Raw genomic sequence first — 17,489 nt, 5'->3', positions numbered from 1 at the left:
TAAAGAGTCTGTGCTCATGATTGTTATCTTATGTAAATATCTGAAGTAAGGATCCGCGCCTCCGGAGCCGTTTTCCCGGTCTGAAACCCGGACCCATTGCCCCTCTGAACCCCGAAGTCGCCCCCTTTCGTTGCCGTTTGCGTGACAGGTTCCGGTTATGCAATTGGTTAAATAAAACACTGGATATATGAACAGGTAGTTGTATAATAATTGGACTGCCCGCCGGGTATTGATAGCGTTTTAGTGAGGGGTGAACCCATGATGATTTCAACTGAAAGCCTCAAATCTCTGGAACAATCGGTCACAATGAGCAGCCGTGAACTGGCTCAGATGACCGGCATCACACACGGAGAAGTGAAGCGGTTAATCAAAAGTCTGGAAACAGCGCAGCGTCTCTCCCAGCCACTCAAAGTCAGTGAGTATGAGCGCGAAGGTGAAGTGCGTCAGGAGTACCGCCTGAACAAGCGCGATTCGCTGCTGGCCGTGGCTCGCCTGTCGCCGGGCTTCACCCCTGAAGTGCTGGACCGCTGGCAGGATCGGGAAAAAACCAGCCATCTTCCTGACTTTACCAATCCCGCCGAAGCCGCGCGTGCCTGGGCGGAGCAGTTTGAACAGCGTCAGGCCGCAGAGCAGCAACTGGCGCTGTCGGCGCCCAAAGCCGCGTTCTTTGATAACTTTGTTGAGGTGGATGGCGCGCTGGGTTTCCGTCAGCTCTGCAAAATGCTGAAAGCCAAAGAGCCGGAATTCCGTCAGTTTCTGCTGGAACGCAACATCATGTATCGCGCAAAGGGCACGCTGACGCCTCAGCATTATCACCTGCAGGCTGGCTACTTCACGCTGCATACCGGCACGGGCGAAAACCAGCATGCTTTTTCTCAGGCACGTTTTACCTCAAAAGGGGTGAAATGGGTTGCCAGCTTGTGGGCCGGTCATCTCTCTGCGCAGCCAAAAGGGGCCGCCGCCTGATCGCGTTCTGATCCGCTGGAACCTGCGAGCGGCCCTGCAAGACACAAAAAAGGCCGCAACAGGGTTGCGGCCTTTTTCTATTCCGGAGATGACATCTTACCAGCCTTTGATGGCGTCACCCTTGTAAACTTCTTCAGCTTTAGCCGCCACTTCCGGTGACTGTAGCGCCGCTTTCAGCTTCTGAATTTTATCGCTGTCTTTATTTTCTTCGCGTGAGACCAGCGCATTGACGTAAGGCGATGAGGCACTTTCCATAAACAGGCCATCGCGATGTGCGGATAATCCAGCCTGAGCGGAGAAGTTGGTATTAATAATCGACAGCGTCACGTTGGGGTCGTCCAGCGTACGGGTCAGCTGTGGTGTATCCACTTCAACCAGTTTCAGATTCTTAGGATTCCCGATAATATCCAGCGAGGTCGGTAAATAACCCACACCCGCTTTAAGTTTAATCAGCCCCTGCGCCTGTAACAGCAGCAGGCTGCGTCCCAGCGTCGTGGCTTCGTTAGAAATGGTGATGGTTGCACCATTCTGCAGTTCGCTGATGTTTTTGATCTTGTGTGAATAGGCCGCAATCGGGAAGACAAACGTTTTACCGACCACCGCAAACTTATAGCCGCGCTCTTTCGACTGCGCTTCCAGATAAGGCAGGCTCTGGAAAGCGTTAGCATCCACTTCTTTATTATTCAGTGCCTCGTTAGGCAGCACATAATCATTGAAGTTAAGCACCTCAACATCAAGTTTGTATTTATCTTTTGCGACCTGCTGAACCACCTGCCAGATCGCCTCATCCGGCCCGGTATTAATGGCAACTTTGACTTTGTTGTCGTCATCTTTCGAACAGGCGGATAATAATAAAACAGAACTGGCGAGTAATGCCGTAAACAGACCTTTCATTATCAGAAATCCCTCAGATAGAAGATGATTTCAAAGATAATACAGAACGGGCAGGTTGCGAACTCGCGCCGGGATATATCTTATAACCGCAAGGCCATTATCGCGCATAAAATAACCAGCGGTGTCGTCAGCCGCTATTTCCCATGACTAATTAATGCGGCCAGACAGTAATAAGTTGTCAGGACTGCAGCCCCATCACCGCCATTTTCTTCTAAGCTTACTCCTCATTCATTACCGGCACGCTTCCGGAAAACAGGGATTATCATGTCGAAGCCAAAGAACGAAATTAACGCCGTTGAGGTGATGCGCAGCAGCAAGGCCTGGAATGGCGAAAAGATTGGAGCCTGGCCCGCTGGCGAACCTGAACTGACCGTGATGCGGCTGTCGCTGCCTGCCCATACCTCGCTTCCCTGGCACACCCATCCGATGCCGAATGCGGCCTTTATCCTCTCTGGCACGCTCATCGTCGAAGATAAAGAGAGCGGCGAGCAGCGCACGTTTCATGCAGGTGAAGCCTTTAATGAAACTGTTAACAGCGCACACCGGGGCTACACGCTGGAAGCGCCAGCGGAATTGGTGATCACTTATGCGGGCGTAAAAGGGCAGGAACTGAGCGAACCTTTACCGGGCGAGCCAGAGGAGTTTTAGCGCAGGCACTGACCGGATGTGATGTGTGAGCCACACGCTCTGTTATGCCGAAGGAACAGTGTCTGGCACACGGCCAAAGCCGGCCTGCTGCAGCAACGCCTGAGCCCGATTGGTCAGCAGAAAATCGGCCACGCAGGCCAGACCGGTTTCAGACTGCCCGCCGCCGCAGCCCTGAGCATCAGTCCGTTGCCTGCCAGCTCGTGCGATAGAAGCGCTGATACCACTGATTAGCCAGCCTGGTCATATCCACATCCTGAAACGTCTGTGGGTAGAGTTTTTTCGCCATCCACAGTTCGCCCAGCCCCATCGCTTCCGGCATCGGATAGCCCCAGGCTTTGGCGTAATCCGGCATCAGATAAACGCGATGGTGTTTTACCGCATCAATAGGCTGCCATTGCGGGGATTGCATGATCGCCTTGACCACAGCGGGATAGCGGTTTTGTACAAAAATAACCTGCGGGTTCCAGCTGATCACCTGTTCCATCGACACCGTTTTAAAACCCACTATAGTCGTGGCGGCGACGTTGACTGCCCCCGCATGCTGCATCATCAGGCCGGTATACTTACCCGCACCATAGGTTGTCAGTTCCGGATTCGCCATATAGGCGCGAATGCGCTTCTCCGGAGGAATGGCCTTCAGACGGTCAAAAACGATCTGACGGCCCCGATCGGTGGCCGCGATCAGCGCCTTCGCGTCTGCGGGCTGATTGACGATGTCGCCAATCAGCGTAATACCTTCGCGCAGCCCCCGATCGTAGGCGGTTTCCTCGTCGCTCATCGCTGGGTTCATTTTGGCTTGTTCACCGGGCCGATCGTGACGCAGAGAGATAGCCACCACCGGAATACCCAGGGCGCTGATACTGTCGATCATCGCCTGCGGCGCATAGTTGGTGACAAACACCACCTGCGGATGCAGCGCCACCAGTTTTTCCGGATCGACATGCGTCAAATCCCCGAGCGTGGCTTTCTGATTCAGTGCCGGCGCCAGACGAGCGTAGCCGTCACCCAGTTCCTGCTTCCAGTTCGCCATGACGCCGACAATCTTATCGGTGGCGTTCATCTGCACCAGCAGATTCAGGGTCTGATGCTGGAGTACCACAACGCGGTCAACATGGTCAGGGATCGTAACCTGACGGCCAATCTGATCGACGATCTGACGCGACGCCTGAGATGAAAGGGGAAGAACAACCAGTAAACCGAGGGTGCATACCTGCCAGAAATGCTTCATCACTGCTCCTGAGATTTCGTTATGCACATGATTATATAACGAAGGGTGATAACCGTCACGCATCACACCATGTTAAGCAGCAACGCTCAGCACAGATTCAGACTGAAGAGACGCTATGAGCGAAGCACCGATTATGTGCAACGCGCCCGGCTGGCTCACCATCCCGGTGCCCGGCGACACCCAACTCCGTTAACCCTTTGATAATGAAGGTTTAAAAATCTGGTACGCCAATTGCACTATGTCTGGCAGTAAGCAGCGTAAGACACACGATCATCAATAGCTGGCTAGGGTTCCGGTTCACGCAGGTGAATGGCTGGTCCGAGAGCTGGCGACCTCTGCGAGGTTACACGGCGGGACAAAAGCCCGGGAGACAGCGGCACCATCTGGTGTCCTGCGCTGCTCCCTTTTTTTGTGCCAACCAGAGGTCAACCATGAAGAAATCCCCCCTCCTGACACTTGTCATGTCGCTGGCGCTGCTGGTCAGCACTCCCTCGTTTGCCGCAGCGAAAAAGGAGTTCAACATCTGCTGGACCATTTATGCGGGCTGGATGCCCTGGGGCGCCATCAGTAATGAGAAGATCATTGATAAATGGGCCAGCAAATATGGCATCAAAATCCACATCACTCAGCTGAACGACTACATCGAGTCGATCAACCAGTACACAGCAGGCCAGTACGATGGCTGCACCATGACCAATATGGATGCCCTGACCATTCCGGCCGCCGGCGGCGTTGACTCCACGGCGCTGATCACCGGCAGCTATTCCGACGGTAACGATGGCATCGTGCTGAAAGGGACCGGAAAGAAACTCAGCGATCTGAACGGGATGTCGGTCTATCTGCCTGCGCTGTCGGTCTCTCACTACCTGCTTGTTCGGGGACTGGAGAAGGCCGGTCTGCAGGAGAAGGATGTCAAAGTGGTGAACACCTCCGATGCCGATATCGTTTCGGCCTTTGGCACCAGCGGCGTTAAGGCGGCCGTCGCGTGGAATCCACAGCTGTCGGTGATCAAAATGACGCCGCAAACCACCGAAGTGTTCAGCTCCTCCGCCGTACCGGGTGAACTGATCGACATGATGGTGGTGAATACCGACACCCTGAAAGAGAACCCCGCACTGGGCAAGGCACTGACCGGGGCCTGGTTTGAGATGATGGCGAAAATGCAGGCCGGTGATAAGCAGGCACTGAGCGCGATGGCCGCCGATTCCGGCACCGATCTTGCCGGTTATCAGGCTCAGCTGAAAACAACCCATCTGTTTCCGACGCCAGCCGAAACCGGCACCTTTGTCAGCTCGCCCGACCTGCCGAAAACCATGCAGCGCGTTGCCGCGTTCTCCTTTGATAAGGGCTTACTGGGAGAGGGTGCGCAAAGTGCTGACTTCATCGGTATGCAGTTCCCCGGCAATGTCACTGTCGGTGATCCCGCTAACATCAAACTGCGCTTTGACGACAGCTATCTGAAGATGGCCGCCGCGGGCAAGCTGTAATCACTGACTCCGGGAGTTCAAGCCATGCGCCATATTAACCGCTATCCCCGCCAGGGAATGCGCCTGACGCTGATGCTATTACCCTTTGTGCTGCTGGCCGCCGCCTGGTTTATCAGTTCGGCGGTGCGCCTGGAGGCGAATCCGCATGACAAGCTGCTGCCGGGTCTGGCGCAAATGATCGCGGCCCTCGATCGGATGGCTTTTACGCCGGACAAGCGCAGCGGGGAATTTCTGCTGTGGGCCGATACCTGGATCAGCCTGAGCCGCCTGCTGATCGGACTGGCGATCTCATCACTGATCGGCCTGTGCATCGGCATCGCGGCGGGCGTCTTCCCGATGAGCCGCGCGGCGCTTTCACCCTTTATGACTGTAGTGTCGATGATCCCGCCGCTGGCACTGCTGCCAATGCTGTTCATTGTCTTCGGGCTGGATGAGCTATCAAAAGTGATGCTCATCGTGATCGGCATTACACCAATGCTGGCCCGCGATCTGGAGCAGCGGGCGAGGGAGATCCCCGCCGAGCTGTTTATCAAAGCGCAGACTCTGGGAGCCAACAGCTGGACGGTGGTGCTGCGTGTCGTGTTGCCGCAACTGTTATCCCGGCTAATCACCTCTCTGCGTCTGCTGCTCGGTTCGGCGTGGCTGTTTCTGATCTCCGCCGAGGCGATCTCCGCCACGGCCGGTCTGGGCTATCGCATCTTCCTTGTGCGCCGCTATATGGCGATGGATGTCATCATCCCTTATGTCATCTGGATAACGCTGCTGGCGTGGCTGATGGATCTGGCGCTGCGTCAGCTGCACAAGGCCTTTTTCCCCTGGGCGGAAGGAGGTCGGGAATGAGTTTTATCGATATCAAAAACATCTGGCAGGAGTATGGCGACCATGTGGTGCTGGAGCGCATCAACCTGCAGGTCAAAGAGGGGGAATTCTGTTCCCTTGTGGGCGCTTCGGGCTGTGGGAAATCAACGTTTCTGCGGCTGCTGCTCGGGCAGGAGAAACCGACGCGGGGATCGATCACGCTGGACGGTGCGCAGCTGCCCGCCGAACCCGATCGCAGCCGTGGCGTGGTGTTTCAGCGCTATTCGGTGTTTCCACACCTTAACGTGCTGGATAACGTCGCTATCGGCCTTGAACTGCCTGCCTCACCGTTTCTGGGACGGCTGCTCGGCGCCCGGAAACGCCAGGCCCGTGAGCAGGCAAAAGCGATGCTGGAGAGGGTCGGGCTGGGCCATGCGCTCGACAAATATCCGGCGCAGCTCTCAGGCGGTATGCAGCAGCGACTGGCGATCGCCCAGGCGTTTGTGATGCAGCCGCGTGTGCTGCTGCTGGATGAGCCGTTTGGCGCGCTGGACCCCGGCATTCGCAAAGATATGCACGCACTGCTGCTTCAGCTCTGGAGCGAAACCCGCATGACGGTATTTATGGTCACGCACGACCTGGCCGAGGGCTTCAATCTTGGCACCCGGCTGCTGGTCTTCGACAAAGTCCGCCTCGATCCTCAGGCTCCGAATGCGTGGGGCGCGCGGATTACTTACGACATCCCGCTCAATGAGACCCGGCTCTCCCAGCTGGCGACCGGCACGCATAACAACATTTATCCGATTAAGGAGATCGCCCGATGACCACACTGTTTCACTCCGCCCCGGCCCTGCGCGATGAGCGGCTGCCGGGTGGCGCCCATACCTCACTGATTCTGCGTAAAGGGCAGATCCTGCGCCTGACCGACATCGACGGTGGCGCGAATATCAGCATGATGATGCTCAATCCTCATGAAAAAAGTGAGCGCCTGAACCTGCCGGACACCCTGAAAGGACAGCACACCGCACGGCTGACGTGCGGACACTGTTTTTATTCCGACATGGGTCGCGTGATGGCAGCAATCGTCGCCGATAGCTGCGGCTGGCACGATCCCTTTGGCGGCGTGCTCAACGCGGCTGAGACGCGGGAGAAGTATGGCACAGGGCGCTATCAGGAGCTGCGCAACGGCTTCTACCGCAACGGCGTAGATAATCTGCTGGTTGAGATGGGCAAATGGGATCTGGGCCTGGAGGATCTGCTGATGGTGGTTAACTTCTTCAGCCGGGTCACGGTGGATGACGCGGGTCGATTTACCTTCAGCCCGGATAACAGCCGTGCGGGCGACTACGTAGAGCTTTACGCGCCGATGGATGTGCTACTGATACTCACCGCGCTGCCGCATCCGCAGGATCCGGTAACGGACTACAATCCGCGCCCGGTCCAGCTCAGCTGGTATCAGGCCGACGATAGTCAGGCCGTGACGGACGCCATGCTCACGCGCGATGAGAACCAGCGCGCATTTCAGAACACCCGGTTTTTTGCTCTGTAAGGAGACTGCCATGACCCTCATCTACTCTGAACGTTCCCCAGAAGAGGCTTGCTATCGTCATCAGATCCCGGCGGGCGAGCCGTGGCTATTTGAAGTCAGAAAAGGCCAGACGCTGCGCCTGCTCGACCTCGAAGGCAATCAGGCGATCGATACCCTGTTTTACAACGCTGACAACCCGCGGGAACGATACGATCCTCAGCGTACACTGCGCCGTCAGGGAAACGTCTATCTGACCACCGGCAGCGTGCTCTGTTCGAACCTGGGAAATCCGCTGCTGACAATCGTCGCCGACACCTGCGGTCGTCACGACACCCTGGGCGGCGCCTGCTCGCAGGAGAGCAACACGGTGCGCTACGCCCAGGATAAGCGCTACATGCACAGCTGCCGCGATAACTTTCTCTGCGCCTGTCTGCACGATGGTCGCCTGCACAAGCGCGATATCGGGGCCAACATCAATTTCTTCATGAATGTGCCGGTTACGCCTGAAGGCGGTCTGACCTTTGCTGATGGATTGTCCGCGCCCGGCAAATATGTGGAGCTGGTGGCGGAATGCAACGTGATGGTGCTGATCTCCAACTGTCCGCAGCTGAATAACCCCTGTAACGGCTGGAACCCGACGCCCGCTGAAGTGCTGGTCTGGAACTGAGCCGCGCCATCCGCTGAACATGCCGCCCGCGCGTTTCCTGCGCGCCGGTCAGCCCCGGGGACGACCCCAGGGAATATCGAATGTGGCGGGACGACCCGCATCCCTGAGATTTCGCTTATGTTTGATACCTTACTGATTGCTAATCGCGGCGCGATCGCCTGCCGCATTCTGCGCACGCTGCGTGCTATGCAGGTGAAAGGCGTGGCCGTTTATGCCGAGGCCGATCTGAGCAGCTTACATGTGCGTGAGGCGGACAGGGCAGTCAGCCTTGGCGACGGACCCGCAACGGACACCTATCTGGTGAGTAAAAAAATCATCGCTGCCGCCCGGCAAAGCGGGGCGACGGCGATACATCCCGGCTACGGCTTTCTGTCGGAAAACGCCGCTTTTGCCGAAGCATGCGAGGCGGCAGGGCTGATTTTTGTCGGCCCCACGCCGCAGCAGCTGCGAACATTCGGCCTGAAACATACCGCCCGTGCGCTGGCAAAAGCCCAGGGGGTGCCGCTGCTGGAAGGCAGCGAACTGCTGGCAGACATCGACGAGGCCTGTCGCGCAGCGGAAGGAGTCGGCTATCCGGTGATGCTGAAGAGCACAGCGGGTGGTGGTGGCATCGGGATGCGCGTCTGTCGTGATGAGCAGGCGCTGGCCGAAGCGTTTGAAACAGTGCGTCGTCTGGGTCAGAACAACTTCAGCGACGCCGGGGTATTTCTGGAAAAATATATCGAGCGCGCCCGCCATCTGGAAGTGCAGATCTTCGGTGACGGCACAGGTGAGGTGATCGCGCTGGGCGTACGTGACTGCTCGGTGCAGCGGCGGAACCAGAAAGTCCTCGAAGAGACCCCGGCGCCCAACCTGCCAGACGGTATGGCCGAGGCGCTATGCCAGGCCGCCATCGCGCTGGGTAAAGCGGTGAACTACCGCAGCGCCGGCACCGTCGAATTTGTCTATGACAGCACCGCGCAGCAGTTCTATTTTCTGGAGGTCAACACCCGGCTGCAGGTTGAACATGGCGTTACGGAGCAGGTGTGGGGTGTGGATCTGGTGCAATGGATGATCGCGCTGGCCGCAGGTGATCTCCCTTCGCTCAGTACGCTGGCCGCCACGCTGACGCCGCAGGGCCATGCGGTGCAGGCGCGCCTCTATGCGGAAGATCCGGGGCGGCAGTTCCAGCCGTCACCGGGGCTGCTGACCGACGTTTTCTTCCCGGAGAGCGGGGATCGGACCCTGCGAATCGACCGCTGGGTGGAAGCGGGGTGTGAGGTTCCGCCCTTTTTCGACCCGATGCTGGCAAAAGTGATCGCCTGGCGGCCCACCCGCGAAGAGGCTATCGCCACCCTGACGCAGGCACTGGCAGAAACCCGTCTCTATGGCGTCGAGACTAACCGCCGCTATCTGCAGCAGATTCTGGCTTTTGAACCCTTTACCTCAGGCGAGCCATGGACACGCTGTCTGGAGCAGCTCCGCTATCAGGAGGCGACTTTTGAAGTGATCAGTGCGGGCACGCAGACCAGCGTTCAGGACTATCCGGGGCGTCTGGGTTACTGGGCGGTCGGTGTGCCGCCGTCAGGCCCGATGGACGATCGCGCCCTCCAGGCGGGCAACCGTCTGCTGGGCAATCGTGAAGGGGATGCCGCGCTGGAGATCACCCTCAACGGGCCTGCCCTGAAATTTAACACAGAGATCGAGGCGGTAATCTGTGGTGCGCCGCTCAGCGTCGCGCTGGATGGGATCGCGCAGCCGATGGACACCGTTTTTACCATTCCGGCCGGGGCGACCCTGAAGCTGGGAGCGATCACTGGCGCGGGCGTCCGAAGCTATCTCTGCCTGAGCGGCGGCATTCAGGTGCCGGACTATCTGGGCAGTAAAAGCACCTTTACGCTTGGTCAGTTTGGCGGCCACGCCGGACGGGCGCTGCGCAGCGGCGACGTGCTGCATCTGGCACCCCGCGCCACGCGTGCGACCGGGGCAGAACTTCCTCCTGCACTGCGCACCTGCCCTGGCGCGCTGCGGACGCTGCGCGTGATCTATGGTCCGCACGGCGCGCCGGAGTTCTTTGCACCCGACTACATTGAGACCTTCTTCGCAACGGAGTGGGAGGTTCACTTTAACTCCAGCCGCACCGGCGTGCGTCTGATTGGCCCCAAACCAATCTGGACCCGCGACAGCGGCGGGGAGGCCGGGCTGCACCCGTCGAACATTCATGATAACCCCTACGCCATCGGCGCAGTCGATTTCACCGGTGACATGCCGGTGATCCTGGGGCCGGATGGGCCGAGCCTCGGCGGGTTTGTCTGCCCGGTAACGGTCATTGAGGCTGACCTGTGGCAGATGGGCCAGCTTAAAGCGGGCGATAAAGTGCAGTTTGTGGCAGTGGATATCCCTGTCGCCAGGCAGCTGGCTATAGCCCGTCAACAGGAGCTGGCCACGTTGCAGCCGCAGGAAACGCACTGGCAGTCTGCGCCGCTGACGTCGCCTGTGGTGATGAGTTATGGTGAGGCAGATAAGCGTCTGGTGGCCCGTCTCTCCGGCGATACCCATCTGCTGCTGGAGGCGGGCGAGCCGGAGCTGGATCTGGTGCTGCGTTTCCGTATCCATGCGCTGATGCAGGCGCTGGAGGCGCAGGCCCGCGATGGCATTATCGATATCACCCCCGGCATCCGCTCGCTGCAAATCCACTTCCGGCCGGAAACCCTGACGCCGGAAGCGCTGCTGTCATGGGTGCGCAGAGAATGGGAGAAAGTCTGCCTGAATGATGAACTTCAGGTTCCCTCGCGCGTCGTGCATCTGCCGCTCTCCTGGGAGGATCCGGCCTGTCAGCAGGCAGTAGAGAAATATATGACCACCGTGCGCCGGGACGCGCCCTGGTGCCCGGACAATCTGGAATTTATCCGCCGCATCAACAATCTGCCGGATAAACAGGCGGTCTGGAATACCGTTTTTGATGCCAGCTATCTGGTGATGGGGCTGGGCGATGTCTATCTGGGCGCGCCTGTTGCCACGCCGCTGGACCCCCGTCATCGGCTGGTCACCACCAAATATAATCCGGCCCGCACCTGGACGGCGGAGAATTCAGTGGGCATCGGCGGCGCCTATCTGTGCGTGTACGGCATGGAGGGGCCGGGTGGCTATCAGTTTGTCGGGCGCACGTTGCAGATGTGGAATCGCTATCATCAGGTCGCTGACTTCAGTGGCCAGCCCTGGCTGCTGCGCTTTTTCGACCAGATCCGGTTTTATCCGGTTTCGGCCAGCGAGCTACTGCAGATCCGCCGCGATTTTCCGCTCGGCCGCTATCCGCTGCGGATTGAACACTGCACGCTGCGGCTGGCGGAATATCAGGCTTTCCTCGCCCGCAACGCGGAGAGTATCGACGCCTTCCGCCAGCATCAGCAGAGCGCGTTTAATGCTGAGCGCGACCGTTGGATCGCCAGCGGACAGGCCCATTTCGACAGTCAGGAGGCCGTGGCCGAAGAGGGCGGCGAGATACCACTGCAGCCAGGCGAGCAGGGGATCGAAAGCCCGATCTCTGGCAACCTCTGGCAGGTGCAGGCAACGGCAGGCAGCCGGGTGCGCACAGGTGACATCCTAGTGGTGCTGGAGTCGATGAAGATGGAAATTCCACTCATCGCGCCGTGCAATGGCATCGTTCAGCAGGTCAGCGTTCAGCCGGGCGGCGCGGTACGTGCAGGACAGCGGGTTGCGGTGATCGTTGAGGATAATGCGTAACCTATCGTGACAGGGTCACGTTATCACTCTGCGCCCGCCGGAAGCAAGCGGCGGGCGCAGAACGTCACGATACAGCTTGTCCGGCCAGGCTGCCCAACCAGTCGATCATCGCCGCACTGCCTGAACGTTCCCGCGTACGTGGCGGCCAGGCGAGGTAATAGGGTTTACTTAACGGCAGACTGAGCTGGTCTGCCACGACCAGTTCGCCGCGCGCCAGTTGCGGCGCGATCAGGTGTCGCTGTCCGAGCAGCAGCCCGGCGCCTGCGACGGCCGCATCAATCGCCAGCGAAGTGAGATTAAAACTGAAACCTGGCTGCGGCAGCGGCTCGTTCATGCCTCTGGCCTGAAACCAGCTGCGCCAGTCCGGCAGAAAACGGCCCTCATGGCCCCAGTCCAGATGGATCAGCGGCGCACGGCTGAAGATCGCTTCCGCAGTGAAGCGCTGTAGCAGCGCCGGGCTGGCAACCGGCAGCACCTCATCATGAAACAGCCACTGTTTTTCAAGTTGTGGATAGCGATCTTCGCCAAAACAGAGGACAAAATCCGCAGGCATCGCCTGAAAATCGACCTGCACATGTGTGCCGTGCAGCGCCAGATCGACATCCGGACACCGTTCGCGCCAGCTCGCCAGCCGGGGCAGGATCCAGTTTGACGCCAGAGCAGGCAGGGCATAGATCGTCAGTTTTGGCGCACGTACCGCCTCGCGAATGTTCTGCTGGCCGAGTTGCAGAATATCAAAGGCTTCAGTGACGTAGCGCAGATACTCTTTTCCGGTTTCAGTCAGCACCACGCCACTTTGTGTGCGCAGAAACAGGGTGCTGCCAAGTTGCTCTTCCAGCTGACGGATCTGCTGGCTGACTGCCGCTGGCGTCAGCGCCAGTTGAGCGGCCGCTTTCGCCAGGCTGCCCAGCTCGGCAGCCACTTTGAAGGCGTGAATCACGCTGATTTTTGGCAACCTGGGTAATCGGGCCGGCATTAACGCTTCCTTATGAGGGCATTAAATTTTTATCGTTACATAGCCTTGCGGACGAAAGCTAGAGTAACACCACACCTGCTGATGATGAGAAATGATGCTATGAGTAATGCCCTGGTTCGTCTCGATCTCCACCCGCTGGCCGATCATGGCTGGCGTCAACGCTGTCGTGAAGCGTTAAACCACTCAGGCGCACTGGTTCTGCGTCAGTTTTTACAGCCTCAGGCCCTGGCGGCGATCATCGAAGAGGGCAACGCTCAGCGCCATCTGGCTTATCACACCCGCAGCAAACATAACGTCTATCTGATGAAGCCGGATGAGGCATTCAGCGACGTGCATCCGCGAAACCGGGAAGTGGTCAGCACCAAAGGCTGTATCACCGATGATGTGATTGCTGCCGGGTCGCCGCTGCGCCAGCTCTACAATGATGCGCTGTTCAAAAGCTTCCTGTGCGATGTGCTGGGTGAAGCGGCGCTCTATCCCTACGCCGATCCGCTCTCCTCGATCAACCTGCACTACGCGTCTGACGGCCAGGAGCTGGGCTGGCACTTCGACAACTCCTCGTTTGCTATCACTTTACTGGTGCAGAAGCCGCTGGCGGGCGGGGTATTCCAGTATGTCAAAGATCTACGTGATGCCGATGCAGGTGAGATGAACTTTGACGGCGTCAGCGCGGTGCTGGATGAGCGACAGCCGGTTGATGCGCTGGCGATCGATGCCGGCGATCTGGTGCTGTTTCGTGGCCGTAATGCCCTGCATCGCGTCACGCCAACAGAGGGTGAGGTTACGCGAATGCTGGCCGTGCTGGCTTACAATACCCAGCCTGGTATCGCACTGTCGGAAACCGCCCGGATGACTTTTTACGGCAGACTCTGAACCCATGACAGGCGTGGGCGTCACGATCCCGCCAGCCATGCGCAGCGTGAGGCAGCCTTTTGGACATTCAGAATTGTAAGCCTTAATTTGGCTACCTGAATTTAAGAGAACTTATGCGCATGGCGAGAGCCGCGTCAATCAGATTGTGCACAGACTGCAACTCAGGCCGCACCGGGGAACCCACAGTCGTCAGCAGATATCATTGGGGTCCGTGCATCTGCGTTTGTTTACTGACAGCGATTACCCTGGCAGAACTCAGATCATGTCTGGAGGCGTCGTTGTCATCTCGCCGGACAGCGTTGTCATGAAAAAGACGCTCACCGTGCGTAACGTAAACGCCGATGTGATGTACATTCCCGAACATTAAAATACGCACAATCTATCTTATGTTAAATAATGGCGTGCGATGTTCTTCGGTTCTGTCGCTCCGTTCCCTTCTGCCTTGCAAGCGGCGCACGCATTAACTCTGCGGCACCTCACATCACGATAGTGAGCCAGCCTAAACACGGTCATCCAGGCACCCGTCGATGTGCTGCGGGCAAAGTCCCTCCTGTGGCTAATCACGGTGTCTGGCTCTTTTCGTTCACAGGATGCAGCATACCTGTTGCTGCAGTGCTCGCACAAAGACGCGCTGAAAACGGATCCGACTAAGCATTCAGCTGATTGATAATGGTCGAAAACTCATTTACGCCGCTGTTAATTTCCTGGAAGCTTCTGCCCAGCTCGGTGATTTTGTCATTTTCACTGGAGATGATGCCCTTAATCTCGTCGAGCTGATGATACATATTACTGATAAGCCGATTGTTTTCTTCAATGACTGCGGTAATTTTCTGAGTCGATGACGAGGTGGAAGCCGCCAGCCGCCTGACTTCGCCTGCGACGACAGCAAACCCTCTGCCCGCTTCGCCTGCCCTTGCGGCTTCAATCGCCGCGTTCAGCGCCAGAATATTTGTCTGAGAGGTAATGCTGCTGATTGTCGAAATGATCTCACTGATGTTCACCGCCGATTCGTAGAGCTTTTTACTCACCGTCACAGCCGCTTCAACCTTGTCCGAAACCAGCATAGAATTTTTGACGGTTTCCGTTAACACATCGTTGGCATTATGCGAAATCTGCGAGGTTTCTTCAGACGTCGTCACCGCAATGTCAGCAATCCTGCGCGCATTTTCGACCCTGACCGTGATGTCAGAGGCGATTTTGATCACTTTATCAATTGTGCCGGTGGCATTAAGGACGGGCGTATAGTTCGCTTCGAGCCAGACACGTTCTCCGGCCGCGTTTTTCCTTTCGAATCGTCCGCTGAAAGAGTGTCCACTGCGGATTTTCGCCCAGAAATCGGGATTTTTCGTATAGAAATCATTAAAGCAGAATATCCGGTGATGTTTGCCGATTATATCACTGCGCTGATAGCCCATGAGATTCAGGAAATTGACATTGGCATCTAACACTTCACCTTCGGTTGTGAATTCGATCAAGGCCATGGAGGCGTTAATGGCGCTGATGACCGCCTCTTTGCTTTTAAGCTCTTCATGCTCCTCCGTGATGTCACTCGCGATTTTAATCACCCGCACAACTTCATTATGTTTATTTTTGACCGGGAAATAGGAACCACCAATATAAAAAACGGATTTATCTTTTCTGCAGCGTTCGAATACGCCGTTTATCGCGTTTCCCTGAGATAACGATTGCCAGAAACGGGCGTATTCCGGTGTCTGCGTGTAGCTGCTGTGGCAGAATATCCGATGATGCAGACCCGTCACCTCACTCCGGGAGTAGCCTGTCATGGCGAGAAAAATGTCATTTGCCTTAATGATATGACCCTGAGGAGAAAACTCGACCCAGCCCATCGCATCTTTAATTGCGTTGATGTCATCAACCATTCCTGTGGCATCAGATTTCATCGTTCTCTGGAAGACTTCATTCATGTTGAACATAAAAACCTCAGGGGATGACAGCAATGTATATTCATTTTCCATTGCTGTATTGTTTGGAAGAACAAAGCCAGATACAGGCAAGAAAATCCTTTGAACGCATTGAGCGGCACCGATATCCCTCTGCAGACCGGAAAAATCCCACAGACCAGGCGCTGCACAGGAAAAGATAAGCTCTGAATATTATCGGAACTGCCCGGCAAGTCTTTAATGGATATTAACTGTTAAGAAGGGTTGCACATTCAGGCTGACAGACTTTATGTCGCCGACCTTTACCTCTGCTTTAATCAAAATTCAGGGAAGATGGGACAATTTTTATACTGCCAGCGGACGCTGGCATGATGGAGGAAAATCCCGACACGGCGGTGTCGGGATGAGCGTACGGCTTACTCTTTCGCTATCGGCGTTTCACTTTCCTCGATTTTTGTATCACCCTGAATGGTGCTGATACGTTTTTCCACCTCATTAACCTGTTCACTGCTGTGCAGCAGCGTGTAGGTCAGGTCAAATTCCGTACTGGCACCGGGTTGTAACTGCTTCACGCGTTTCTGCTCGCGTTCCACGGTTACCGGATAAGCATAACTGGTTCCCGGCTCGATGCCGGTCACATATCCCTGCTTCAGGGTGTCGGTGTTTTTCCACAGCGTCAGCACTGGCAGCTGGCGGGTATCAAACTGAATCGACGCGCCGCTGTTTCCCGCCTTATTGACGACCGCAGCCACACTCTGATGGTTGCTGTCAGAAAGAGGCTTGATGTTGAACACCATCTCATCGAAATCTTTGGTCGGCCCTTTATAGGTCTGCCACTCTTTCAGCCCGCCTTTCGCGTAATCATTGAAGGGGCTGATCCCGGCCATTGGCGCGATAAAGCGAGCCCCCTCTTCCAGGATAGGCTGACCGAAGTTGCTGTGATAGATGATCTGATAATCATGCGGGTAGTCGGCATGATTCGTTAACACATCATGCAGGCTGAAACTGTTGCTGCCAGGCACGTAGCGCAGTTCGGTCATGGTCTGCAGATCGGTTTTTTTGAAGGTGCTCTCTTTAATCAGGCCACGAATGCGGATTTCGTGTGGTGCCGCGTCTGCTACTTCGACTTCCAGTTGAGAAACCGGGGTGTTGCCCGCTTTACCGTGCAGGGTATAAATACGCCCTTCACTGGTAACCGGATGGCCGGTCCACTCATAGCCGCAGCGCACCATCATTTCATTGAAGCCGTCCAGCCAGCCCAGACCGTTGCGGCTCTCAAGGTTGATATAGGCCGGATTGACCACCTCTTTGACCGGTGAATCCCAGCCCATCCGGGTGCCAAAGCCTTCAACACGTAACAGATTCATGCCGCGGGTCGGACTCAGCGTGATGGTCAGCCCATCCTGACTGTGGATAGTCAGAACTTTACTGCCCTCCTGCTTGCCGCCATGCAGCACCTTCTGTTCGATGCTGAACGGCTTACCCTGCGCTTTCATATCGCTGCTGGTGATCTTCCAGTTTCCCTGCTCGGTGCCCTGTTCAGCACTGGTCAGCACCCAGGTTTTCGCGGCTGCTGAGCCAGAAACCAGAACCGCCAGTATCGTTAACGTCAGTTTAATCTTCATCCTTTGCTCCGTTAGCTGAATCGGTTTTTCATTCTGTAAACGAAACTTACTGACTTGAGCCTTTCAGAACCGTGACCCTGTTCACCTGACACTAAATTTATTAGTTTCAGGCGCAGTAATGCGGACTGAATCACATAAATTTTGCCTAAGCAGGAATAATTACGGCGCATTTTAT

General features: G+C 56.7%; 14 protein-coding genes and 1 riboswitch. Of the genes, 9 read left to right on the top strand and 5 right to left on the bottom strand.

Annotation, left to right across the window (positions count from 1 at the left end; translation table 11 throughout):
* The first annotated feature begins 258 nt into the window (after positions 1 to 258).
* Positions 259 to 966, top strand: coding sequence for a phage antirepressor KilAC domain-containing protein (locus RT657_RS07085; RefSeq protein WP_313653374.1), 708 nt, complete (start codon positions 259 to 261; stop codon positions 964 to 966).
* Positions 967 to 1,062: 96 nt separating this feature from the next.
* Here the strand turns inward: RT657_RS07085 and RT657_RS07080 are convergent, their stop codons facing one another.
* On the bottom strand, positions 1,063 to 1,860 hold the full coding sequence (locus tag RT657_RS07080) for a MetQ/NlpA family lipoprotein (protein ID WP_313653371.1): 798 nt from the start codon (positions 1,858 to 1,860) through the stop codon (positions 1,063 to 1,065).
* A gap of 264 nt (positions 1,861 to 2,124) precedes the next feature.
* Between RT657_RS07080 and RT657_RS07075 the strand changes: the two genes are divergently transcribed.
* Positions 2,125 to 2,508: a cupin domain-containing protein gene (locus tag RT657_RS07075; protein WP_313653369.1), complete on the top strand. Its 384-nt coding sequence runs from the start codon at positions 2,125 to 2,127 to the stop codon at positions 2,506 to 2,508.
* Positions 2,509 to 2,686: 178 nt separating this feature from the next.
* Here the strand turns inward: RT657_RS07075 and RT657_RS07070 are convergent, their stop codons facing one another.
* On the bottom strand, positions 2,687 to 3,736 hold the full coding sequence (locus RT657_RS07070; RefSeq protein WP_313653366.1) for an ABC transporter substrate-binding protein: 1,050 nt from the start codon (positions 3,734 to 3,736) through the stop codon (positions 2,687 to 2,689).
* A 273-nt stretch (positions 3,737 to 4,009) separates the two neighbouring features.
* Positions 4,010 to 4,108: riboswitch (guanidine-I (ykkC/yxkD leader) on the top strand.
* Between the two features lie 59 nt (positions 4,109 to 4,167).
* Here RT657_RS07070 and RT657_RS07065 point away from each other — a divergent pair.
* From RT657_RS07065 to uca, 6 genes are all read left to right on the top strand, one after another.
* Positions 4,168 to 5,223, top strand: coding sequence for a putative urea ABC transporter substrate-binding protein (locus tag RT657_RS07065; protein ID WP_313653364.1), 1,056 nt, complete (start codon positions 4,168 to 4,170; stop codon positions 5,221 to 5,223).
* Between the two features lie 24 nt (positions 5,224 to 5,247).
* The gene (locus tag RT657_RS07060) at positions 5,248 to 6,063 is read left to right on the top strand and encodes an ABC transporter permease (protein ID WP_313653363.1); all 816 of its coding nucleotides are present in this window, start codon (positions 5,248 to 5,250) and stop codon (positions 6,061 to 6,063) included.
* Positions 6,060 to 6,845 carry an ABC transporter ATP-binding protein gene (locus tag RT657_RS07055; RefSeq protein ID WP_313653362.1) on the top strand — a complete coding sequence of 262 codons (786 nt, stop codon included), beginning with the start codon at positions 6,060 to 6,062 and terminating at the stop codon, positions 6,843 to 6,845. Before RT657_RS07060 ends, RT657_RS07055 begins: the two co-directional genes overlap by 4 nt.
* Positions 6,842 to 7,570 carry an urea amidolyase associated protein UAAP1 gene (locus RT657_RS07050; protein ID WP_313653361.1) on the top strand — a complete coding sequence of 243 codons (729 nt, stop codon included), beginning with the start codon at positions 6,842 to 6,844 and terminating at the stop codon, positions 7,568 to 7,570. Before RT657_RS07055 ends, RT657_RS07050 begins: the two co-directional genes overlap by 4 nt.
* 10 nt (positions 7,571 to 7,580) lie before the next feature.
* Positions 7,581 to 8,216: an urea amidolyase associated protein UAAP2 gene (locus tag RT657_RS07045; RefSeq protein WP_313653360.1), complete on the top strand. Its 636-nt coding sequence runs from the start codon at positions 7,581 to 7,583 to the stop codon at positions 8,214 to 8,216.
* 117 nt (positions 8,217 to 8,333) lie between these two features.
* Complete coding sequence (gene uca, locus RT657_RS07040) at positions 8,334 to 11,939, top strand: urea carboxylase (RefSeq protein WP_313653359.1); 3,606 nt, start codon at positions 8,334 to 8,336, stop codon at positions 11,937 to 11,939.
* A gap of 64 nt (positions 11,940 to 12,003) precedes the next feature.
* Here uca and RT657_RS07035 read toward each other — a convergent pair whose 3' ends face one another.
* Positions 12,004 to 12,915 carry a LysR substrate-binding domain-containing protein gene (locus RT657_RS07035; RefSeq protein WP_313653358.1) on the bottom strand — a complete coding sequence of 304 codons (912 nt, stop codon included), beginning with the start codon at positions 12,913 to 12,915 and terminating at the stop codon, positions 12,004 to 12,006.
* 99 nt (positions 12,916 to 13,014) lie between these two features.
* Between RT657_RS07035 and RT657_RS07030 the strand changes: the two genes are divergently transcribed.
* Positions 13,015 to 13,788, top strand: coding sequence for a 2OG-Fe(II) oxygenase (locus tag RT657_RS07030; RefSeq protein WP_313653357.1), 774 nt, complete (start codon positions 13,015 to 13,017; stop codon positions 13,786 to 13,788).
* Positions 13,789 to 14,435: 647 nt separating this feature from the next.
* Here the strand turns inward: RT657_RS07030 and RT657_RS07025 are convergent.
* Both RT657_RS07025 and RT657_RS07020 read right to left on the bottom strand, forming a co-directional pair.
* Positions 14,436 to 15,722, bottom strand: a complete 1,287-nt coding sequence (locus tag RT657_RS07025; protein WP_313653355.1) for a PAS domain-containing methyl-accepting chemotaxis protein — start codon at positions 15,720 to 15,722, stop codon at positions 14,436 to 14,438.
* Positions 15,723 to 16,105: 383 nt separating this feature from the next.
* Positions 16,106 to 17,314, bottom strand: coding sequence for an aldose 1-epimerase family protein (locus RT657_RS07020; protein ID WP_313653354.1), 1,209 nt, complete (start codon positions 17,312 to 17,314; stop codon positions 16,106 to 16,108).
* Positions 17,315 to 17,489: the final 175 nt, after the last annotated feature.

The organism is Pantoea sp. (assembly GCF_032114055.1).
Classification (GTDB): Bacteria; Pseudomonadota; Gammaproteobacteria; order Enterobacterales; family Enterobacteriaceae; genus Pantoea.
This window is presented reverse-complemented; position numbering and strand designations above follow the sequence as displayed.